Below are 21,945 nucleotides of genomic sequence, written 5' to 3'. Positions count from 1 at the left end.
CTCCCGGCCGGTTATGGCAGCGGGCTGTCGGCTTGGGCGATGCCGGTGGCCAGGCGTCCGCCGACGCGGGTCGCCGCGCGGCTGTGAAGATGATCGCCTAGGGAAACGCCGTCGTTGGCAAACAGGTTCACCACCGTGGAGCCGAGTTTGAACCGCCCCATTTCCTGGCCTTTCAAGAATACCACCGCCCCGTCTTCATCCGCGCGCGGATAGCGCCAGCGCTTGATAATGCCTTCGCGCGGCGGCGTGACCACGCCGGCCCAGGTTGTCTCGATACTGCCGACAATGGTGGCGCCGACCAGGATTTGCGCCATCGGCCCGAAATCGGTGGCAAACACGCAGATGACCCGTTCGTTGCGGGCAAACAGATTCGGGATATTGGCCGCGGTCAGCGGATTCACCGAAAACAGCTCGCCCGGCACATAGATCATTTCACGTAAAACCCCGTTGCAGGGCATATGCACCCGGTGATAATCACGGGGCGCAAGATAAGTGGTGACAAACGAGCCGTCGCGAAAGTCGTCGACCAGCCGCTCGTCGCCGGCCAGCAGCGCTTCAAGGCTATAATGATGCCCTTTGGCCTGGAAAACCAGCCCGCCCGCTATCGGTCCCGATTGGGAGACAATGCCGTCCGCCGGCATTACCAGCGCGTCCGGATCGCTGTCGATCGGGCGCGCGTCATCGCGCAATGGCCGGACAAAAAAGGCGTTGAACGTCCGGTAGGCAGATGTCTCGGGCTGCTGCGCTTCCTGCATATCCACCCGGTAGAACCGCACGAACAGGTCAATGACCAATTTCGTCAGCCAGCCCGCCTGCAGTTCGGCCCCCCAGCCGGCCAATTGGGTCAGCCAGAGCTTGGGCAATACATACTGCAATGCTATTTTGATCCTATCGAGCACAGAAACCTCGTACATGAGTGGGTGAACCGAAAATTTAACCGGGAAAAAAAATTGTAGCGACGCACAGGATAAATGTCAGTGATCCGTTTCGGAAAATGATTTACGTGTTTTTACCTGCGACATGCTGTCCAGGATCTGATGATAATTCTCGAACCGGATGGCGGTAATCTCGCCGTTTTCCACCGCGCTCCGGATGGCGCAGCCCGGATCGTTATCATGGCGGCAATCGCGGAATTTACAGTTACCCAGGTATGGCCTGAATTCGATAAACCCTTGGGTGACCTGCTCCGGCTCCAGATGCCATAAGCCGAATTCCCGCACGCCGGGGGAATCGATAACCTGGCCGCCGTGTTTAAAATGGTACATACGCGCGGCGGTGGTGGTGTGCTGGCCGAGCCCCGAATTATCGGAAACGGTATTGACCACGATCTGCGCCAGCTCTGGCGGGAGCAAGGCGTTTAGCAGGCTGGATTTGCCCACCCCGGACTGTCCGGCAAAAATGCTGATGCGATCGGTCAACGCGTCCTCCAGCCCTTCCATCCCTTCGCGGGTCTGGCTCGACACCATCAACACCCGATAGCCTATGTGGCTGTATACCTCCATGGTTTTATCTACCCAGGCGCGTTCCCTTGCGTCCAGCAGGTCGATTTTATTAAGCACGATCAGCGGCTCCACTTCAACCGTTTCGCAGGCGACCAGGTAACGATCGATGATGTTCACCGACAATTCCGGCAGGATTGCCGAAACAATCACGATTTGGTTCATATTGGCGGCAATCGGCTTCACGCCGTCGTAAAAATCCGGCCGCGTCAGCACGGAGGCGCGGGGATGGATCGCCTCGACGATGCCCTTGATGCCCGAGGACGCTTCGCTGCCCGGACGCCAAACCACCCGATCGCCGGTGACCACCGAGCCCAGCGTGCGGCGCAGGTTGCAGCGGTGTATGATGCCGTCCGCCGCCTCCACATCGGCGTGCATGCCGAAGCGGCTGATAACTGTTCCTTCCTGGGCCTGGCCTAAAAGAGAGTCATCCCAATCGACGCCGCGGTCGGTTCTCAGGCGGCGCTGGTGATTTGCCTGTACGCGACGTTGCTGGCCTTTGGACAGTTTATTTTTACTCACTGTGCCTCACTTGTAGCTCATGAATCGCCCGTGGCGATGAAAACGTCTATGATACACAGTATTCTAACAGAAACGCCGTGAAACCTTTGCAACGAGAAAATCATGCCGGTAAATGAAAACAACCTGATTTGGATCGATCTGGAAATGACCGGGCTTGATCCCGAGCGCGACCGCATTATTGAAATTGCCAGCCTGGTGACGGATGCCAACCTGAATATCCTGGCGGAAGGCCCGGTACTGGCCGTGCACCAGTCTGAAGAACAGCTGGGCCTCATGGATGATTGGAACGTGCGTACCCATACCGCCAGCGGTTTGGTGGAACGGGTCCGCGCCAGCCGTATCGACGAGGATCGGGCGGTGGCGCTGACGCTGGCTTTTTTGCAAGACTGGGTACCGGCCGGCAAATCGCCGATTTGCGGCAACAGCATCGGCCAGGACCGGCGTTTCCTGTTCCGCTACATGCCGGAACTGGAAGCCTATTTCCACTATCGTTACCTGGACGTCAGCACGCTCAAGGAGCTGGCCCGGCGCTGGAAACCCGAGATCCTGGCCGGGCTGACCAAAAAGGGCAGCCACCAGGCCCTGGACGATATCCGCGAATCAGTGGCGGAGCTGGCGTACTACCGCGAGCACTTTATCCGGCTGTAGGCTGCTAATGCGGCTCTCGCTGCCGTAAAATCCGCCGTTTTGACGTTTTTATCGGCAGTCAGACGAAAATAGGCTATTTTTACCTTCGGGGGGCTTGCGGCCGAACTGTTTTCTCGTATAATGCGCTCCCCGTACCGGTACAAAATTGTATGCGTAAGCCAAAGGGTACATGTTGTGAAAAATGCGGGAATAGCTCAGTGGTAGAGCACAACCTTGCCAAGGTTGGGGTCGCGAGTTCGAGCCTCGTTTCCCGCTCCAAATATTGAGGTGCGGATAGCTGTTGACGTCTGCAACTCGTTGAAAAAAGGGACTCAGGTCCCTTTTTTCATGCCTGAATATCCTCTTGCTTCCCCCCACGAACTGTTCATTTAGCGGATATCTGCGTCGCAATTCGCACGGGCCCATGCCGAGTTTCACTCGACAAAAGCCGTTAGATAACGGTCGGCGCCAATCTAAAATGACCCACCTCGCCAATGTTAAAGAGATGTAGCCGGCTGCTCAAGACGACTTGTGTAACGGCTTGAGTGGCGTGCTGGAAAACTTGCCTGCGCGGTTCTTAAGGGGTTGGACGCGGTGACCGTGTCTGGCTAAACGGGCGACAACGTAGTCGGTAAGGTCCACTGCCGCGCAGGCGGCTCAGAAGACGGCGCGCGGCGGCGCAAAAGCGGAAAGTGGTCACTGCTGTATAAGCCGCTTGCAAATAGGGCGCGTGTTCCGCCGAGCCATGTATTGGGACCATGTCGGCCAGGCGGTTTCAGCATTAGCTAGGTTTTCAAGCAGTAAGCCATATGCCGATCGCACCCATGGATAATGCAAATCGCCATGAAAATAGCGGCCATTAGCGATAGTTATGCCGCGGCTGCCGGTTGTTGAATAAATTTCTGCCGGGTTATTGACTCTCCCTTGGTATCAGTCCATAATCTCGACCATTCCTGAGTGGGGATGTGCGAAAAAACACTGTAGTTTCAGTTGGTTGTATGCACAGCATCTCTTTTTACACTCAGTGTTTTGCCGGTAGTTGATGTTGTGGCCAGCGGTCGCTTGCTCCACTTTCAGCCAAGCGGTAACCAGTCACATTTTATGCGGGAATAGCTCAGTGGTAGAGCACAACCTTGCCAAGGTTGGGGTCGCGAGTTCGAGCCTCGTTTCCCGCTCCAAAGTCAAAAATATGTCTAAATTCGCTGGACATTACCCGTCGGCCTGTGCTCTGCGCCGAGCCGCTGCCAAAAATGTTTTAAACAGAGTTATCCACAGCTACTCCTCGTAACAACAAATTTCCTTAAATAGTATTCAAATCAATATCAAAATTTATTTTGTTGATATTTAACGAGAAAGTTTTATTTAAAAACGTCGGTGGTGCCTATTGCCTTTTTTAGTGTGCTTGATTGTCAAAGGGTTTTTATTTTTATCCACAGACGGGAAAGTTCAAATCATTACGCTATAATCAGCTGCCGCCGCCTACGCGTCACGAATTAATCCTTTCTCGATTGCCCTTACCAGACGCTTTTGCTGCGCGGTCTGTACGCTGACCGCAAGGGCGTCCCGTCGCTGCAGTTGCTGTCCGATGGCCCAGCGGATATGCACATCCAGCATCGGGTTGTCACCCAGCCGTTCCCGCAGGGCAAGTACGACGGTATCTTCATAAGGGGCATTGCCCAGGGCGACCGCTACGTTGCGCAGCCAGCGCAAATGGCCGATGCGCCGGATGGCCGATCCTTCGGTAATGCGCAGGAACCGCGCCTCGTCCCAGGCAAACAAATCCAATAATTCCGGGGTATGCAGCACCGTGCGCGGGCTGAAGTCCGGCTCGTCGGTTAACTGAGAAAAACGGTTCCACGGGCAGATGAGCTGGCAATCATCGCAGCCGTAGATGCGGTTGCCAATCAACGGGCGCAGCGCCTCGGGGATCTCCCCGTCCAGTTCAATGGTAAGATAAGAGATGCACCGGCGCGCGTCCACAGTATAGGGCGCGACGATGGCGCCGGTGGGGCAGGTGGTCATGCAGGCGACGCACCGTCCGCACTGCTCCTGCTGCGGCGGGTCTTCCGGCAGCGGCAAATCGATCAGCAGTTCGCCGAGGAAAAACCAGGAACCGGCCTCGCGATTTAATATTAGCGAGTGTTTACCAACCCAGCCGATGCCGGCCTTGGCGGCCAGGGGCCGTTCCATGATCGGCGCCGAATCGACAAAAGGCCGAAAGTTTACCTCCTGGCACCAATCCTGGATTTTGTTGCCCAACTGTTTGAGACGCTGGCGCAATACCTTGTGATAGTCGCGTCCCAGCGCGTAGCGACTAACATAACCCATATGGGGATTATTCAGGGTGCTGGCGAACGCGGCCCCGGCCGGCAGGTAATTCATCCTGACGCTGATGACCCGCAGGGTCCCTGGCAGTAATTCGTGGGGACGCGCGCGCAGCATGCCGTGGCGGGACATCCAGGCCATTTCGCCGTGGTATTGGTTGTCCAGCCAGGTTTGCAGGGCGGGTTCATGCGCGGCCAGATCGGTATCGCAGATGCCGACCTGTTGAAAACCCAGCTCCCGCCCCCATTGCTTGATGAGCCGGGCTAATTCCATAAGATCAAAAGGGTATGACATGGCGGACCATAAAAAGAAAACGAGCACCCTGAGTTTACCACATTCCGTCTATACGGCGGAGTGGCTCCGGCGCTGGGAAGGCGAGGCCGCGGGCCTGGCGGGAGTTTCCCTGTACGAGCTGATGGAACGCGCCGGCGACGCCGCGTGGCGTACCCTGAGCTGGCTGTATCCCTTTGCCGGCCATTACCTGATCCTGGCCGGTCACGGCAATAACGGCGGCGACGCCTATGTGGTGGCCCGCCTGGCGCAGGCGGCGGGCAAACAGGTGATGCTTATCGAGTGCGCCGGACATAGCCCGCTGCCGGAGCAGGCGCGGCTGGCGCGCCAGGCCTGGCTGGACGCGGGCGGCGCCATCCTGGTAGCCGACGCCGCCTGGCCGGAGCGGGTCGACGTGATCGTTGATGGCTTGCTGGGTACCGGCCTGGCGGCGGCCCCGCGCGCGCCCTATGACGAGCTTATCGCGGCGGCCAATGCCCATGCCGCGCCGGTGGTGGCGCTGGATATTCCCTCCGGTCTGAATGCCGACACCGGCGCGGTGGCGGGCGACGTGATCAACGCGGCGCATACCGTGACCTTTATCGCCCTTAAGCCCGGTTTGCTGACCGGCAAAGCGCGCAGCGTGACCGGACGGCTGCATTATGACGACCTGGGCCTGGCGCCCTGGCTGGCGCGGCAGACCCCGATCATGGAACGGTTGACCGCTGCCCAGCTGACCCGTTGGTTAACGCCGCGCGATCCCTGCGCCCACAAAGGCGATAACGGGCGCCTGCTGATTGTCGGCGGCGATCGCGGCCTGTCCGGCGCCATCCGCATGACCGGCGAGGCGGCATTGCGCACCGGGGCCGGTTTGGTGCGGGTCTTGACCCGCGAAGAGAATATCGGCGCATTGCTGACCGCCCGTCCTGAGCTTATGGTGGAACCCCTGGACGACGAGTCCCTGCGCCACGGGCTCGAGTGGGCGGATGTGATTGTCATCGGTCCGGGCCTCGGCCAGGGCGACTGGGCGAAAAATGCGCTGCGCATCGTGGAAAACTGCACTAAACCCATGTTATGGGACGCCGATGCGCTTAACCTGCTGGCAATCAATCCGCAGAAACGTCACAATCGTATCGTTACCCCCCACCCAGGGGAGGCCGCCCGCCTTCTGAACAGTAAAGTTGGCGATATTGAGAGTGACCGCTTACTCTTTGCTAAAAATATCATTAAACGTTATGGCGGCGTGGTGGTACTGAAAGGCGCCGGCACGCTGGTAGCCGACGCCGGGGGCCATATGGCCGTCGCCGATGTCGGCAACGCCGGCATGGCCTCGGGCGGCATGGGCGATTTGCTGTCCGGTATTATTGGCGGGCTGCTGGCGCAAAAGCTGTCGCTGTACGACGCGGCATGCGCCGGCTGCGTCATACACGGCGCCACCGCCGACCTGCTGGCGGCGGAAAAAGGAACGCGCGGCATGCTGGCCACGGATTTGCTGCCCGCGTTATATCAATTTGTTAATCCTGAACGTATCGCATAGAAATCAGACATGGAAAAACGTGTATTACCTTTGCCGGACGAAGCGGCAACCATAGCATTGGGTGCGGCGTTGGCCGACGCCTGCCGACAATCATGTGTGATTTACCTTTATGGCGATCTGGGCGCCGGCAAAACGACGTTCTGCCGTGGTTTTTTGCGCGCCCTGGGGTATGAGGGCAATGTGAAAAGCCCGACCTACACCCTGGTCGAACCCTATGAACTGGCGCCCAGGACGGTCTATCATTTCGATCTCTACCGCCTGGTGGATGCCGAAGAACTGGAATTTATGGGCGTGCGGGATTATTTCGATCAGGATGCCCTCTGCCTGGTGGAATGGCCCCAGCAGGGCCAGGGCGTATTGCCGGACGCCGACATCGCCCTGTCGCTTGAGTATGTCGACCCGGGCCGGCGGGCGACGCTGGAATCCCGATCCGATCGCGGCGCGCATATCCTGGCGCAACTGGCGTCACGGCGGGAAAACAATACATGATGCTGAAGATCAGGACGATTTTAGCCATTGTTTTATGTTGCCTGATGGGACAGGCGTTAGCGGCAAATCTAAGCGATGTGAATGTTTCCAACGGCGCCGAGCAGTCGACGGTCACGCTGGGGTTTGCCACGCAGCCGGTTTACGCGTTCTTTTCGCTGCACAATCCGGATCGGGTGGTGGTGGATATCAGGGACAGCATCGCGGCGCAGGGGTTGCCGCTGAATTTCAACGGCCAGAATATCATCAGCCGCATCCGCAGCAGCCAGGCCCCCGACGCGCAGAGTATTCGGCTGGTGTTCGAACTGACGCGCAAATCGCGCGTGCAGGCCGCCGCAAAACAAGAGAACGGCCGCTATACCCTGGTGTTTACCCTGATCGGCCAGGCCAGGCCCGTACAGAGGGCTCCCTCGCCCAATCGCGGGCGCATCACCCGCGCGGCATCCAGCGGGACGTCATCCATGGCGCAGGGTAATCCGTTCGATGGCGTGGCCGCCGGCGTGACGCCCGTGGCGCCGGTCTCACGCGGACCGCGGCGCGCGGTGGCGCCGGGCGATCGGGTGGTGGTCGCCATCGATGCGGGGCACGGCGGGCAGGATCCCGGCGCGATCGGGCCGAACGGCCTGAAGGAAAAGAATGTCACCATCGCCATTGCCCGCAAACTGAAAGCGCTGCTGGATGCCGATCCGATGTTCAGGCCGGCGCTGACCCGTGACGGCGATTATTTTATTTCGGTCATGGGCCGTTCCGACGTGGCGCGCAAACAGGGCGCCAGCGTACTGGTGTCGATTCATGCCGACGCCGCGCCAAACCGCAGCGCCACCGGCGCGTCGGTCTGGGTATTGTCCAACCGGCGCGCCAACAGCGAAATGGGTAACTGGCTGGAACAGCATGAGAAACAATCGGAGCTGCTCGGCGGGGCCGGGGATCTGCTGGCCAATAGCGCCGCCGATCCTTATCTCAGCCAAGCGGTGCTGGATTTACAGTTCGGCCACTCGCAGCGGGTAGGCTACGATGTTGCCACCAGGGTGCTGAGGCAATTGCGCAACGTCGGTTCGCTGCATAAGGCGCGTCCGGAGCATGCAAGCCTGGGGGTATTGCGTTCGCCGGATATTCCTTCGCTGCTGGTGGAAACCGGCTTTATCAGCAATACCGGCGAGGAGCGGCTGCTGGGCAGCAGTGATTACCAGGATAAAATTGCCAAAGCTATCTATCTTGGCCTGCGCGCTTATTTCGCATCGCACCCGCAGCAAAACGGTCCGAAGCTGGAAAACCGGCCGCAGGGCGTCAGCTCGGCGATGGACGCCGGCGCCAGCGGCGTACAGGCGGTGTCGCAAAGCACGGCCAGCGCGGTACAGCCTCCGGCCGGCGCGCCGCCGTCGGGCTCCATGACCCGTCATACGGTCCAGCGGGGCGAGACCCTGTCCGGCATCGCGTCGCATTATGGCGTCAGCATGGCCGCGCTGCGCGATTTGAACAAGCTGAAACGGGATGTGGTCTGGGTCGGACAGCGGCTGAGAATCCCGGCGGGAGCCGTGCCGCAGCAGACGCAGGCGGTCCGCGCGCGGCGCCATAAAGTGGTGGCGGGGGACTCATTAACCGGCATCGCCGCCAAATATGGCGTGCGCAGTGATACCCTGAAACGCGTTAATAAGCTGAAGTCAGATAACGTGAAGTTAGGCCAGACGCTGATTATTCCATCCGCATAATGCCAGAGGTACTGCCGCCATGCCAATCCAGGTGCTGCCGCCACAGCTAGCCAACCAAATTGCCGCGGGGGAGGTGGTCGAACGTCCCGCTTCCGTGGTGAAGGAACTGGTGGAGAACAGCCTTGATGCCGGGGCCACCCGCATCGATATCGATATTGAGAAGGCCGGCGCCAGGCTTATCCGCATCCGCGACAACGGCTGCGGCATCGATAAGGATGAACTGGCGCTGGCGCTGGCGCGTCACGCCACCAGCAAGATAGTCACGCTCGACGATCTCGAGGCCATTATCAGCCTGGGCTTTCGCGGCGAAGCGCTGGCCAGCATCAGCTCGGTATCGCGTTTAACCCTGACCTCGCGCACCGAAGCGCAAAGCGAGGCCTGGCAGGCTTACGCCGAAGGCCGCGATATGACCGTGACCATTAAGCCGGCCGCGCATCCGGTGGGCTCGACGGTCGAAGTGCTGGATTTATTTTACAATACGCCGGCGCGGCGTAAGTTTATGCGCACCGAGAAGACCGAGTTTGCCCATATCGACGAGGTGGTAAAACGCATCGCCCTGGCCCGGTTCGACGTCACCTTTACCCTCTCGCATAACGGTAAGCCGGTGCGGCAATATCGCGCGGTTACCCAGGAAGCCCATCATTTGCGCCGCCTGGGCAGTTTATGCGGCCCGGCTTTTGTGCAGCGTGCGCTGGCGGTGTCATGGAGCCATGGCGACCTGACCATTCGCGGGTGGGTGGCCGATCCCCGCAGCGGCGGCGAACTGCCGGAAATGCAGTATTGTTACGTCAACCAACGCATGATGCGCGATAAGCTGATTAACCATGCCATTCGCCAAGCGTACCAGGAGCAACTGACCGGGGGCCAGCAGCCGGCGTTTGTGCTGTACCTGGACGTGGATCCGCACCAGGTGGATGTTAATGTCCATCCGGCCAAGCATGAAGTGCGTTTCCACCAGGCGCGCCTGGTGCATGACTTTATCTACCAGGCGATCATCTCGGTGCTGCAGCAAGGCGCCGCGCCGACGCTGCCCCTGCGCGATGAGGCGCAGCCGGCCATCCACTGGTCGCCGGAAAATCGCCCGGCGTCGGGTAAAAACTCCTTCGCCGGCGCCGCCCCCCCATCGCCGGCGCCGCTGTTCCCCGCTGCCGAAGGCGACCGGCGCGATGGCGGCCAGCTTGCCGGCCGGCCCTCCGTGGCCGGCGGTCGCCGCGATGGCGATCGCGTCCTTGCCCGAACCGGCGACGACGTTGCGCCCCCTGCCGGCTCCAGCCGGGGCCGGATGCGTGAACCGGCGGCGGCTTACCCCGCGGGCCCCGGTTACCAGAAAAAAGAAGGCGAACTATACCGTCGGCTGATCCAGCCCGGCGCGCCGGCGCGGGATGAGCGCACGGCCACGGCGCTGCCGTCCGCCACCGCCGCCGGCGATCCCGGCGATGCGCAAAGTTTCGGCCGGGTGTTGTCTATTTACCCGCCTTGTTACGCCCTGGTTGAATTTCGCCAGCGCCTGGCGCTTATCTCGCTGCCGGTGGCGGAGCGGTGCCTTAAGCACCGGCAGCTTACGCCGGACGGAGAAGGGCTGCGGGCGCAGCCGCTGTTGATTCCGCTGCGCATGGCGCTGCAGGAGCCAGAAGTGGCCGCTTACCATCGCCATCAGGCAATCTTGAATGAATTGGGGATCCAATTGCAGGTTCATCAACATCAGGCAACGCTTAATGGCGTACCTTTACCATTACGCCAACAAAATTTACAAAACTTGATTCCCGAACTGTTAGGCTATCTCTCGGCTGAGGACGAGGTCTCCACCGAGCGCGTAGCTGACTGGATAGCCGGCCGGTTAAGCAGCGAACAGCACGACTGGAGCCTTTCCCAGGCAATCCAACTGCTTGCCGAGGTAGAGCGGCTTTGTCCGCAATGGGTAAAAACCCCGCCCGGCGAACTGTTGGTGATGCTCGATCTCGGTGCCGCCGTCGAGGCCCTTAAACATGATTGATGCCATGGGCCAGGCGCAGCGGCCGGGCCGAAAGCCAACGGCCCTGTTCCTGATGGGACCGACCGCCTCGGGTAAAACCGCGCTGGCCATGGCGCTATGCAGGCAGCTGCCGGTAGAGATAATCAGCGTGGATTCGGCGCTGGTCTATCGCGGCATGGATATCGGCACCGCCAAACCCAGACCGGATGAACTGGCGCAGGCGCCGCATCGGCTGATTGATATCAACGATCCGGCGCAAGCCTACTCGGCGGCGGATTTTAGCCGAGATGCGCTGCAGGCGATGTCAGAAATCACCGCGTCCGGACGTATGCCGTTACTGGTTGGCGGTACAATGCTCTATTTCAAGGCCTTGCTCGAGGGATTATCCCCCTTGCCCCCGGCAAATCCTGAAATTAGGGAACGTATCGCACAGGAAGCGGGTCTTAAAGGATGGGAGGCGATGCATCGCCGATTGCAGATGATAGATCCGGCATCGGCAACGCGTATTCATCCTAATGATCCCCAGAGACTGTCCAGAGCACTGGAAGTTTTTTTCGTTTCAGGTAAAACTCTAACGGAACTGACAAAAATATCTGGCGAAGCATTACCTTACCGGGTTCATCAGTTTGCGATTGCACCGCAAAGCCGGGAAGGGTTGCATCAGCGTATTGAACAACGCTTTCACCAGATGTTGGCGGCCGGTTTCGAGCAGGAAGCCAGGGCACTTTTCCTGCGCGGGGATTTACATAAAGATCTTCCTTCCATCCGTTGTGTGGGTTATCGCCAGATGTGGTCATATTTATCCGGTGAGATCGATTACGATGAAATGGTGTTTCGCGGGATTTGCGCAACCCGTCAGTTGGCCAAGCGCCAGATGACATGGTTACGCGGTTGGCAGTCAGTACACTGGCTCGATAGCGACAAGCCCCGTTCCGCCTTAGATACGGTATTACAGGTTGTTAGTGCATAGGTCGGGTGATTGTGTACAATTGAAAAGTACTGAACGCGTTTTTTTTTACATCGTTTATTTTTAGAGCCACACATGGTTCTTGTTACAAACAACAAGCACATAAGGAAAAGATAGAATGGCTAAGGGGCAATCTTTGCAAGATCCGTTCTTGAACGCATTGCGTCGGGAAAGGGTTCCGGTTTCTATTTATTTGGTGAATGGTATCAAATTGCAGGGCCAGATTGAGTCATTTGACCAGTTTGTCATTTTGTTGAAAAACACGGTAAGTCAGATGGTTTATAAGCATGCCATTTCTACAGTAGTACCATCGCGTGCGGTGTCGCATCACAATAACAATCCGGCCAGTGGTGCCAGCAGTAATTATCATCATGGCAGCAATCCTGCGGCGCCTGCTCAGCCCCAGGAAAGTGATGACGCTGAATAAGGCGTATCCAGCTTGACCATATCGCGGTGCTTTAGCGCGTTGCTGGCGCTAAGGCTCCGTTACAACTGCGGTTTATCCGTTTGAGAGGTTGTACGCTTGTTTGACCGTTACGATACCGGTGAGCAGGCCATACTGGTTCACATTTTTTTCTCACAAGACAAAGACACGGAAGATCTGCAGGAATTTGAATCGCTGGTATCTTCCGCCGGGGTAGAGGCGTTGCACGTGATCACCGGGAGCCGCAAGGCACCCCACCCCAAATATTATGTCGGTGAGGGAAAAGCTGTAGAAATCGCCGAGGCGGTTAAAACCAGTGGTGCGTCTGTCGTATTATTCGACCATGCGTTGTCCCCGGCCCAGGAACGAAACCTTGAGAGCCTGTGCCAATGCCGTGTTATCGATCGAACCGGGCTGATTTTGGATATCTTCGCGCAGCGCGCGCGTACCCATGAGGGTAAGCTGCAGGTGGAGCTGGCGCAGTTACGCCACCTGGCAACGCGACTGGTGCGGGGATGGACCCACCTTGAGCGGCAAAAAGGCGGGATCGGTTTGCGCGGGCCGGGTGAAACCCAGCTTGAAACCGATCGCCGGTTATTACGCAACCGCATTACCCTGATTCTCTCGCGCCTGGAGCGCGTGGAAAAATCGCGGGAGCAGGGACGCCGCGCCCGCAACCGCGCCGAGGTGCCCACGGTATCGCTGGTGGGCTATACCAACGCCGGCAAATCCACCTTGTTCAACCGGCTGACCCAGGCGGGCGTGTATGTCGCCGATCAGTTATTCGCCACCCTGGACCCGACGCTACGGCGTATCGAGGTCGACGACGTCGGCGACACGGTGCTGGCGGACACCGTTGGTTTTATCCGCCATTTGCCCCATGATTTGGTGGCGGCGTTCAAAGCCACGTTGCAGGAAACGCGCGAAGCCACGCTGTTGCTGCATATCGTGGATGCGTCGGATGTCCGCAGCCAGGAAAATATCGCCGCCGTGGATGCGGTGCTGGCTGAAATAGAGGCGGATGAAATACCGGAATTATTGGTGATGAATAAAATCGATATGCTGGACGATTTTGTGCCGCGTATCGATCGCAATGAGGAAAACGTGCCGGTGCGGGTATGGTTATCTTCCCAGACCGGTGAGGGAATTCCGTTGCTTTTTCAGGCGCTGACCGAGCGTCTGTCGGGCGAGATTGCTCAGCATGAGCTGCGCTTGCCCCCGCAGGCGGGACGTTTACGCAGCAGGTTCTACCAGCTTCAGGCAATTGAAAAAGAATGGATCGAAGACGACGGCAGCGTGGGAATGATAGTCCGGTTGCCCATCATCGACTGGCGTCGTCTTTGCAAGCAGGAAAACGAGTTGGCGGACTATCTTGTCTGACCGTCCTTTGGGAACAAAAGCCTGAAGAATACTAATTAAGTAAAATGGAGCTAAAACATGGCGTGGAATCAGCCCGGTAATAACGGACATGACCGCGACCCGTGGGGGAGCAGCAATAATAACAGCGGCAACTCTGGCGGAAATAATAATAAAGGCGGACGTGAACAAGGACCTCCCGATTTGGACGATATCTTCCGGAAGCTCGGCAAGAAGCTGGGCGGGTTTGGCGGCGGCAAGAAGTCACCGGATAGCGCCGGCGGCGTCGGTGGCCCCGCGCGCGGCGGCCGTTATGCTGGACTCGCCGCGCTGGCGGTGGTCATCATCTGGGCAGGCAGCGGTTTTTATACCATCAAGGAAGCGGAGCGCGGCGTGGTAACACGCTTTGGTAAATTCGACCGTCTGGTTCAGCCGGGCCTGAATTGGAAACCTACCTTTATCGACCAGGTGGTTGCCGTCAACGTTGAATCGGTGCGGGAACTGGCCGCCTCCGGGGTGATGCTGACCGCCGATGAAAACGTGGTGCGCGTTGAAATGAACGTGCAGTACCGCGTCACCGACCCCGAACGCTACCTGTTCAGCGTCACCAATGCCGATGACAGCCTGCGCCAGGCGACCGACAGCGCGCTGCGCGGCGTGATCGGCAAATACACCATGGATCGTATCCTCACCGAAGGCCGTACCGTCGTCAGAAGCGATACGCAGCGCGTGCTGGAAGAAACCATCCGTCCTTACGACATGGGCATTACCCTGCTGGATGTCAACTTCCAGGCGGCGCGTCCGCCTGAGGAAGTCAAAGCCGCGTTTGACGATGCCATTGCCGCCCGTGAAAACGAACAGCAGTATATTCGTGAAGCCGAAGCCTACGCCAATGAGGTGCAACCGCGCGCCAACGGCCAGGCACAGCGCATCCTGGAGGAGGGCCGCGCCTACCGGACCCGCACCGTGCTGGAAGCCCAGGGCGAGGTGCAGCGTTTCGCCAAGCTGCTGCCTGAATATAAAGCCGCGCCGGAAATTACCCGCGAGCGTCTTTATATCGACTCGATGGAGCGCTTATTGAGCCATACCCGTAAAATCCTGGTTAACGACAAAGGCGGCAACAACCTGATGGTACTGCCGTTGGATCAACTGCTGCGTAACCCGCAGGCGGCGGACGCCACCCGTAAGGATACCAGCGCCAGTACCCTGATGCGCCTGCCGCCGCTGTCCGTCAACGCCGGCGGCGTGGCGGAGCCGGGCCAGATCGAAAGCGGCGGTTCCAGTTCCGTCATGGACCAGCGCAGGGCGAACGCCCAGCGTGACACGACCACTCGCGTAGGGAGGGAATAACCGATGCGTAAGCCATTAATCCTTATTGTTGTCGTGGTGCTGGTGGTGTTGTACGCCTCGCTGTTCGTGGTGCAGGAAGGCCAGCGCGGCATCGTGCTGCGTTTTGGCAAAGTATTGCGCGACAGTGAAAACAAGCCGGAGATTTTCTCTCCCGGACTGCACTTCAAGATTCCGTTTATCGAAACGGTTAAAACGCTGGATGCCCGCATCCAGACCATGGAAAACCAGGCCGATCGCTTCGTTACCATGGAAAAGAAAGACCTGATCGTCGATTCCTATATCAAATGGCGCATCAGTGATTTCAGCCGTTACTACCTGGCGACGGGCGGCGGCGACGTGTCCCAGGCCGAAGTGCTGCTGAAACGTAAATTCAGCGATCGGTTGCGCTCGGAGCTGGGCCGCCTGGACGTCAAGGGTATTGTTACTGATTCACGTAACCGCCTGATGACCGATGTGCGCGAGGCGCTGAACAGCGGTACCGCGGGCGATGGCGAAGTGGAAACCACCGCGGCGGATAACGCTATCGCATCGGCGGCGGCGCGTGTGGAACGGGAAACCAAGGGCGCGCAGCCGGCGGTGAACCCGAACAGCATGGCGGCCCTGGGTATTGAAGTGGTGGATGTGCGCATCAAGCAGATCAGCCTGCCGGCCGAAGTGTCCGATGCCATATTCCAACGTATGCGCGCGGAACGTGAGGCGGTAGCCCGTCGTCATCGTTCTCAGGGCCAGGAAGAGGCGGAAAAACTGCGGGCGGCGGCGGACTATGAAGTCACCCGCACGCTGGCGGAGGCGGAGCGCACCTCGCTGATTACCCGCGGTGAAGCCGATGCGGAAACCGCCAGGCTGTTTGCCGACGCGTTCAGCCAGGATCCGGCGTTCTTCGCCTTTATCCGTAGCCTGCGCGCCTATGAAAACAGCTTTAGCAGCAATAACGACATCATGGTGCTGAGCCCCGACAGTGATTTCTTCCGCTTTATGAAATCGCCGGCCACCACCACGCCGACCCCTGCGGGCCGTCCTTAAGCCGCAGGTTGACCTGGTTTTATCAAGGCCCGTTTACGCGGGCCTTTTTTATGAGGTTGTCATGAATCCTACCGTATGGATGGCATTGGGGCTGGTATTGGTGCTTGAGGGCCTGGGGCCGATGCTGTTTCCGGGCGCCTGGCGCAAAATGATCGGCGCCATGACGATACTGCCGGATAAATTATTACGTCGTTTTGGCGGCGGTTTAGTGGTCGCCGGCGGTGTAATCTACTATATGTTGCGTAGCAGAATGGGAGGATGATCGCACAGATTAAAAACAGTCCGCACTGGTGTTAAAAAGTACTGAAAGCCTGGGACTGAGATGTTAGAATCCTTTTTTAAGCAATCTGGTGAATTGAGAGATGGGTAAGAACGTTGTCGTACTGGGCACCCAATGGGGTGACGAAGGTAAAGGCAAGGTCGTAGACCTGCTGACTGAACGGGCTAAATATGTTGTTCGCTATCAAGGCGGACACAACGCCGGTCATACTTTAGTTATCAACGGTGAAAAAACCGTACTTCATTTGATTCCCTCTGGTATTTTACGTAAAAACGTAACCAGCATCATTGCCAACGGCGTCGTATTATCGCCGGAAGCGCTAATGAAAGAGATGGGCGAACTTGAAGCACGCGGCGTACCGGTACGTGAACGTCTACTGATTTCCGAAGCATGCCCCCTGATCCTGTCCTATCATGTCGCCCTTGATATGGCGCGTGAAAAAGCCCGTGGCGACAAGGCCATCGGCACCACTGGACGCGGCATCGGCCCCGCCTATGAAGATAAGGTCGCGCGTCGTGGACTGCGCGTCGGCGATCTGTTCAATAAAGAAACCTTCGCCGTTAAGTTAAAAGAAATCGTTGATTATCATAACTTCCAGCTCGTTAATTACTATAAAGTCGAAGCCGTTGACTACCAGACAATCCTCGACGATGTAATGGCGGTTGCCGATATCATCACCGGCATGGTGGTGGATGTGTCCGAACTGCTGGACACCGCGCGCAAAAACGGTGAGCTGATCATGTTCGAAGGCGCCCAGGGCACCCTGCTGGATATCGATCACGGCACCTATCCCTATGTGACCTCATCCAATACCACCGCGGGCGGCGTTGCCACCGGCTCCGGTATCGGCCCGCGTTATGTGGACTACGTGCTGGGCATCGTTAAAGCCTATTCCACCCGCGTTGGCGCCGGCCCATTCCCCACCGAGCTGTTTGACGACGTGGGCGAGTATCTTTGCACCAAAGGCAACGAATTCGGCGCCACTACCGGCCGCCGCCGCCGTACCGGCTGGCTGGACGCGGTTGCGGTACGTCGCGCGGTACTGATTAACTCCCTTTCCGGTTTCTGCATGACCAAGCTGGACGTGCTGGACGGCCTGAAAGAAGTCAAGATCTGCATTGCCTACCGCATGCCCGACGGCCGTGAACTCAAGACCACGCCGCTGGCGGCCGAAGGTTGGGAAGGCATCGTTCCCGTCTATGAAAGCATGCCTGGCTGGAGCGAATCCACCTTCGGGGTGAAAGAGTTCGACAAGCTGCCGGAAGCGGCCAAGCGTTATATTCGCCGTGTCGAGGAAGTTACCGGCGTACCGGTTGATATTATCTCCACCGGACCGGATCGCACCGAAACCATGATTTTACGTGACCCTTTTGACGCCTGATTGCGGCAAAATCATAAAAGCTGAAAAATGTAACAAACCGGGCGAGTCCCGGTTTATTGATTATTATCAATACGTTAACCTTCCTGCAGTTCCTGTCTCTCTCCTGGCCGATGACAAGTCTTATAGCCTGATTGGTTCCTAAAGGTTACTCTTATTGCATTCGTTTTCTTGTTATCTGTTCTCTCGTCGCCATACCCGCTGTCAGGGATAGCAGAAGTGCGGTTAGCAGGACGTAAACCCTGATCAATTAATATTGGTCCGATGTAGTGCGAAGCGTGATCATGTCACCCTGCCAGCTGTTCAAAACAGGTGTTGCAGCAGGGATTTTGACATTTTTCCTGGTATTTGGCGGCCCGGTCCGCGCGTATAAAGGGCCAGGAAATCCGCCGCGCTACACATTATTGCTTGTTGAATGATATCGGCATAGCAACCTGTTTTGGACAATGGAGGTAGCGCAATGTCACAAGATCCCTTTCTCGAACGAGAGGCAGAAAAATACGAATTTCCCATCCCCAGCCGGGAGTTTATCCTGGCTCACCTGGCCAAACGGGAAACCCCCGTCAGTCGTGAAGAGTTGGCGCAGGATTTAGAGATTACCGGAGAAGACCAGGTTGAAGGCCTGCGTCGACGGCTGCGCGCCATGGAGCGCGACGGCCAGCTGATCTTTACCCGCCGGCAGTGCTACGCGCTGCCGGAAAGACTGGATTTGCTGCGCGGCACCGTGATCGGTCATCGCGATGGTTTCGGCTTTTTGCGGGTGGACGGCAGCAAGGACGATTTTTACCTGTCCGCCGAACAGATGAAAATGGCCATCCACGGCGACGTGGTAATGGCGCAACCGCTGGTCGCCGATCGCAAAGGCCGGCGCGAAGCGCGCATCGTGCGCGTGCTGGTGCCGAAAACCAGCCAGATTGTCGGCCGCTATTTTACCGACGCCGGCAGCGCTTTCGTGGTGCCCGACGACAGCCGCCTGAGTTTTGATATCCTGATCCCGCCGGAAGATACCAGCGGCGCCCGCATGGGCTTCGTGGTGGTGGTGGAACTGACCCAGCGTCCCACCAGGCGCACCAAGGCGGTGGGTAAGGTGGTGGAAGTGCTGGGCGACAATATGGGTACCAGCATGGCGGTTGATATCGCCGTGCGTACCCATGACATCCCCTATACCTGGCCGCCGGAAGTGGAAAGCCAGGTCGCGGAACTGAAGGAAGAGGTCCCCGAGGCGGCAAAACGCGGCCGGGTGGATTTGCGTAGCCTGCCGTTGATGACCATCGACGGCGAGGACGCCCGCGACTTCGATGATGCCGTATTCGCCGAAAAGAAACGCGGCGGCGGATGGCGCCTGTGGGTCGCCATAGCCGACGTCAGTTATTATGTCCGTCCCAATACGCCGTTGGATAACGAGGCGCGCGGTCGCGGCACTTCGGTATATTTCCCGTCGCAGGTTATCCCGATGCTGCCGGAAAAACTGTCCAACGGCCTGTGTTCCCTGAATCCGCAGGTGGACCGGCTGTGTATGGTCTGCGAAATGACCATCTCCTCGCAGGGACGGCTTTCCTCATATAAATTTTATGAGGCGGTGATGAATTCCCATGCGCGCCTGACCTACACCAAGGTATGGCAGATCCTGCAGGGCGACCGGGAGCTGCGCGAGCATTACCATCCGCTGGTCAAGCCGATCCAGACGCTGCATGAAATGTACCAGACGCTTGAGCAGGCCAGGGTACAGCGCGGCGGCATCTCGTTTGAAACCGAGGAAGCCAAGTTTATCTTTAACGCCGAGCGGCGTATCGATCGTATCGAGCCGGTGATGCGCAATGACGCGCACAAATTGATTGAAGAGTGCATGATCCTGGCGAATATCGCCGCCGCGCGCTTCGTTGAGAAAAATGATGAGCCGGCGCTGTACCGGGTGCATGACCGTCCGAGCAACGACCATATTACCGCACTGCGCACCGTATTGGGCGAATTGGGCCTGACGCTGGGCGGCGGGATAAAACCCGAGCCGAAAGATTACGCCGATATGATGACCATCGTTTCCGCGCGCCCGGATCATGAGATGCTGCAAACCATGCTGCTGCGCTCGATGAAACAGGCGATTTACGATCCGGAAAACCGCGGGCATTTCGGCCTGGCGTTGCAGGCTTACGCGCACTTTACCTCGCCAATCCGCCGTTATCCGGATTTATCTTTGCATCGCAGTATTAAATACCTGTTGGCGAAGCAGGAAGGCGAGGCCAAGGGCCGTTCCACCCCTACCGGCGGCTGGCACGCCGAGATGGCGGAAATGCTGCAACTGGGCCAGCAAAGCTCGATGAACGAGCGCCGGGCCGATGAAGCCACCCGCGACGTGGCGGATTGGCTGAAATGCGACTTTATGCAGGATCACGTCGGCGAAGTCTTCAGCGGCATCATCGCCAGCGTCACCGGCTTTGGTTTCTTCGTGCGCCTCAACGATCTGTTTATCGACGGCCTGGTGCATGTATCAACCCTGGATAACGATTATTACCGTTACGACAATATCGGCCAGCGCCTGATCGGCGAGTCGAGCGGCCGGGTCTATCGCCTGGGCGACGTGGTTGAGATCAAGGTTGAAGCGGTCCATATGGACGAGCGTAAAATCGATTTCTCCCTGGTCTCCAGCAAGCGCCAGCCGCGCGGCGCGGGTAAAACCGAACGTGTGCGCACGCAGCAGGCGGCGCGCGGCGCCGCCGCCGGGGCCGGCGCGGATAATGACGGCAAGCCCCCGCGCCGTCGCCGCTCCGGCAAAAAACCGGCAAATTTTGAGCCGGACAGCGCGTTTCGCCAAAATGACGGCAACGGGTCGAAACCCAAAAGCGCGCCGTCCAGGGCGGGTGCCGCAGGTTCGACCGCCGCCGCCGCGACGGAGAGTGCGCCCAAAAAACCTTCAGCCAGCAAACCGCGGCGCAGCAGAAAAAGAAGTAGCGCGGAAAGCAAACCGGGCCAGGAATAATCCCTGGCGCGCCGGTGCCGGCTATTATCGTCAACCGACAACAACCTGTGGGCCGTTACGGCCCATATAGTGATAAAAAGAAAAACATGAGCGAAATCATTTACGGCATTCATGCCGTCAAAGCCTTACTGGAACGCGACCCGCAGCGTTTTCTCGATGTGTACATCATGAAAGGCCGCGACGATCGCCGCCTGCATGAGCTGGTGGTGGAACTGGAAGCCAACGGTATCGTTATCCAGGTGGCTAACCGCCAGTGGCTGGATGAGGCCGCGGAGGGCGCGGTGCACCAGGGCATAGTGGCAAGGGTGCAGGAAGGCCGCCAGCTGCAGGAAAACGACCTTGAGGGGCTGCTGGAACAGCATCCCGCGCCTTTCCTGCTGGTGCTTGACGGCATTACCGATCCGCACAACCTGGGCGCTTGCCTGCGCAGCGCCGATGCCGCCGGCGTACATGCGGTCATCGTCCCGCGCGATCGGTCGGCGCAGCTGAACGCCACCGCCAAGAAGGTGGCCAGCGGCGCGGCGGAAACCGTGCCGCTGATCCGCGTCACCAACCTGGCGCGCACCCTGCGCATGTTGAAAGAACATAACGTCTGGATTGTCGGCACCGCCGGTGAAGCGGACCATCATCTGTATCAAAGTAAACTCACCGGCCCGCTGGCGCTGGTGATGGGCGCCGAGGGCGAGGGCATGCGCCGCCTGACCCGCGAACACTGCAATGAACTGATCGGCATCCCCATGGCGGGTTCGGTCTCGTCGCTTAATGTCTCCGTCGCTGCGGGCGTTTGCCTGTTTGAAGCCGTGCGCCAGCGCCAGCTTTCCTGACGCGCGGGTCGCCGCCGGCGCCTGTTATCAGCACCCGGCGGCAAGCCTGCCGCTCGTATTTCCGCTGCTTTTGGGTTCCCGTTAACGGGACGCGCCTTAACCAGCCCTTGCTCACCGGTATAAAATGGCCTCGGCGCGCCAGATTCCGGGGCTAAAATCTTCCGACAGCATGATAATCTGGTAATAGCCGGCCCGGCGGGCATTGGCCTGGGCGCGTATTGAGTCCTCGGCGTCCATCGGACTGCCGCGCTCCAGGGCGGAGACCCGGCCGATCATGGTCAGGGTGCCGGCCTGGTCGCGGCTGATTTCCTGCGCCTGGCCGGTGGGCGCGGGAGGCGCGACCGGTTTGCCCTCAAGCACGCCGCAACCCGCCGACATCATGCTCAGGATGATGATCATAACGCATAGTGGTTTCATAGATA

At 58.6% G+C, this 21,945-nt stretch carries 18 protein-coding genes and 2 tRNA genes; 16 read left to right on the top strand and 4 right to left on the bottom strand.

What is annotated here, in order from left to right:
- Nucleotides 1–11 precede the first annotated feature (11 nt).
- Nucleotides 12–899: an archaetidylserine decarboxylase gene (gene asd / locus GRH90_RS01535; RefSeq protein ID WP_162364274.1), complete on the bottom strand. Its 888-nt coding sequence runs from the start codon at nucleotides 897–899 to the stop codon at nucleotides 12–14.
- Nucleotides 900–974: 75 nt separating this feature from the next.
- Entirely contained in the window at nucleotides 975–2,021 is a 1,047-nt protein-coding gene (gene rsgA / locus GRH90_RS01530; protein ID WP_162364124.1) for a small ribosomal subunit biogenesis GTPase RsgA, read from the bottom strand.
- 102 nt (nucleotides 2,022–2,123) lie between these two features.
- Here rsgA and orn point away from each other — a divergent pair, with 102 nt between their 5' ends.
- The 3 genes from orn (at nucleotide 2,124) to GRH90_RS01515 (ending at nucleotide 3,826) form a co-directional block, all read left to right on the top strand.
- Nucleotides 2,124–2,669: an oligoribonuclease gene (orn, locus tag GRH90_RS01525; RefSeq protein ID WP_162364123.1), complete on the top strand. Its 546-nt coding sequence runs from the start codon at nucleotides 2,124–2,126 to the stop codon at nucleotides 2,667–2,669.
- A 183-nt stretch (nucleotides 2,670–2,852) separates the two neighbouring features.
- Nucleotides 2,853–2,927: transfer RNA gene (locus tag GRH90_RS01520), tRNA-Gly, on the top strand.
- Nucleotides 2,928–3,751: 824 nt separating this feature from the next.
- Nucleotides 3,752–3,826 (top strand) — tRNA-Gly (locus GRH90_RS01515).
- A 301-nt stretch (nucleotides 3,827–4,127) separates the two neighbouring features.
- Here GRH90_RS01515 and queG read toward each other — a convergent pair.
- Entirely contained in the window at nucleotides 4,128–5,267 is a 1,140-nt protein-coding gene (queG, locus tag GRH90_RS01510) for a tRNA epoxyqueuosine(34) reductase QueG (RefSeq protein ID WP_162364122.1), read from the bottom strand.
- Between queG and nnr the strand changes: the two genes are divergently transcribed.
- The 13 genes from nnr to rlmB all read left to right on the top strand — a co-directional run bounded on the left by nnr (nucleotide 5,266) and on the right by rlmB (nucleotide 21,523).
- On the top strand, nucleotides 5,266–6,780 hold the full coding sequence (gene nnr, locus GRH90_RS01505; RefSeq protein WP_162364121.1) for a bifunctional ADP-dependent NAD(P)H-hydrate dehydratase/NAD(P)H-hydrate epimerase: 1,515 nt from the start codon (nucleotides 5,266–5,268) through the stop codon (nucleotides 6,778–6,780). The two genes, queG and nnr, sit on opposite strands and share 2 nt — an antisense overlap.
- Before the next feature lie 9 nt (nucleotides 6,781–6,789).
- Nucleotides 6,790–7,269 carry a tRNA (adenosine(37)-N6)-threonylcarbamoyltransferase complex ATPase subunit type 1 TsaE gene (gene tsaE / locus GRH90_RS01500; RefSeq protein WP_162364120.1) on the top strand — a complete coding sequence of 160 codons (480 nt, stop codon included), beginning with the start codon at nucleotides 6,790–6,792 and terminating at the stop codon, nucleotides 7,267–7,269.
- Nucleotides 7,266–8,975 (top strand): N-acetylmuramoyl-L-alanine amidase AmiB, encoded by a 1,710-nt coding sequence (gene amiB / locus GRH90_RS01495; RefSeq protein WP_162364119.1) that lies wholly within the window; start codon nucleotides 7,266–7,268, stop codon nucleotides 8,973–8,975. The genes tsaE and amiB overlap by 4 nt, the downstream gene beginning before the upstream one ends.
- Nucleotides 8,976–8,994: 19 nt before the next feature.
- The gene (gene mutL / locus GRH90_RS01490) at nucleotides 8,995–10,968 is read left to right on the top strand and encodes a DNA mismatch repair endonuclease MutL (protein ID WP_162364118.1); all 1,974 of its coding nucleotides are present in this window, start codon (nucleotides 8,995–8,997) and stop codon (nucleotides 10,966–10,968) included.
- A gap of 4 nt (nucleotides 10,969–10,972) precedes the next feature.
- A complete protein-coding gene (miaA, locus tag GRH90_RS01485) occupies nucleotides 10,973–11,917 on the top strand; it encodes a tRNA (adenosine(37)-N6)-dimethylallyltransferase MiaA (protein WP_162364273.1) in 945 nt (314 codons plus the stop codon).
- 115 nt (nucleotides 11,918–12,032) lie between these two features.
- The gene (gene hfq, locus GRH90_RS01480; protein ID WP_162364117.1) at nucleotides 12,033–12,341 is read left to right on the top strand and encodes an RNA chaperone Hfq; all 309 of its coding nucleotides are present in this window, start codon (nucleotides 12,033–12,035) and stop codon (nucleotides 12,339–12,341) included.
- Nucleotides 12,342–12,437: 96 nt separating this feature from the next.
- Entirely contained in the window at nucleotides 12,438–13,718 is a 1,281-nt protein-coding gene (hflX, locus tag GRH90_RS01475; protein WP_162364116.1) for a ribosome rescue GTPase HflX, read from the top strand.
- 57 nt (nucleotides 13,719–13,775) lie between these two features.
- Nucleotides 13,776–15,044 carry an FtsH protease activity modulator HflK gene (gene hflK, locus GRH90_RS01470; RefSeq protein WP_162364115.1) on the top strand — a complete coding sequence of 423 codons (1,269 nt, stop codon included), beginning with the start codon at nucleotides 13,776–13,778 and terminating at the stop codon, nucleotides 15,042–15,044.
- A gap of 3 nt (nucleotides 15,045–15,047) precedes the next feature.
- Nucleotides 15,048–16,067, top strand: a complete 1,020-nt coding sequence (gene hflC / locus GRH90_RS01465) for a protease modulator HflC (protein ID WP_162364114.1) — start codon at nucleotides 15,048–15,050, stop codon at nucleotides 16,065–16,067.
- A 61-nt stretch (nucleotides 16,068–16,128) separates the two neighbouring features.
- Nucleotides 16,129–16,329 (top strand): DUF2065 family protein, encoded by a 201-nt coding sequence (locus GRH90_RS01460; RefSeq protein WP_162364113.1) that lies wholly within the window; start codon nucleotides 16,129–16,131, stop codon nucleotides 16,327–16,329.
- A 100-nt stretch (nucleotides 16,330–16,429) separates the two neighbouring features.
- Nucleotides 16,430–17,728, top strand: coding sequence for an adenylosuccinate synthase (locus GRH90_RS01455; RefSeq protein WP_162364112.1), 1,299 nt, complete (start codon nucleotides 16,430–16,432; stop codon nucleotides 17,726–17,728).
- A gap of 457 nt (nucleotides 17,729–18,185) precedes the next feature.
- Nucleotides 18,186–20,699 carry a ribonuclease R gene (gene rnr, locus GRH90_RS01450; RefSeq protein ID WP_162364111.1) on the top strand — a complete coding sequence of 838 codons (2,514 nt, stop codon included), beginning with the start codon at nucleotides 18,186–18,188 and terminating at the stop codon, nucleotides 20,697–20,699.
- An 86-nt stretch (nucleotides 20,700–20,785) separates the two neighbouring features.
- Nucleotides 20,786–21,523 (top strand): 23S rRNA (guanosine(2251)-2'-O)-methyltransferase RlmB, encoded by a 738-nt coding sequence (gene rlmB / locus GRH90_RS01445; protein ID WP_162364110.1) that lies wholly within the window; start codon nucleotides 20,786–20,788, stop codon nucleotides 21,521–21,523.
- A gap of 111 nt (nucleotides 21,524–21,634) precedes the next feature.
- On the opposite strand, the gene bsmA is transcribed toward rlmB, so the two are convergent.
- The gene (bsmA, locus tag GRH90_RS01440) at nucleotides 21,635–21,940 is read right to left on the bottom strand and encodes a biofilm peroxide resistance protein BsmA (protein WP_246235800.1); all 306 of its coding nucleotides are present in this window, start codon (nucleotides 21,938–21,940) and stop codon (nucleotides 21,635–21,637) included.
- Between the last annotated feature and the right edge of the window lie 5 nt (nucleotides 21,941–21,945).

Origin of the sequence: Acerihabitans arboris (genome assembly GCF_010131535.1) — a bacterium.
Taxonomy (GTDB): domain Bacteria; phylum Pseudomonadota; class Gammaproteobacteria; order Enterobacterales; family Enterobacteriaceae; genus Acerihabitans; species Acerihabitans arboris.
Note: the sequence above shows the minus strand (reverse complement) of the source record. Positions and strands in the feature narration are given on the sequence as shown.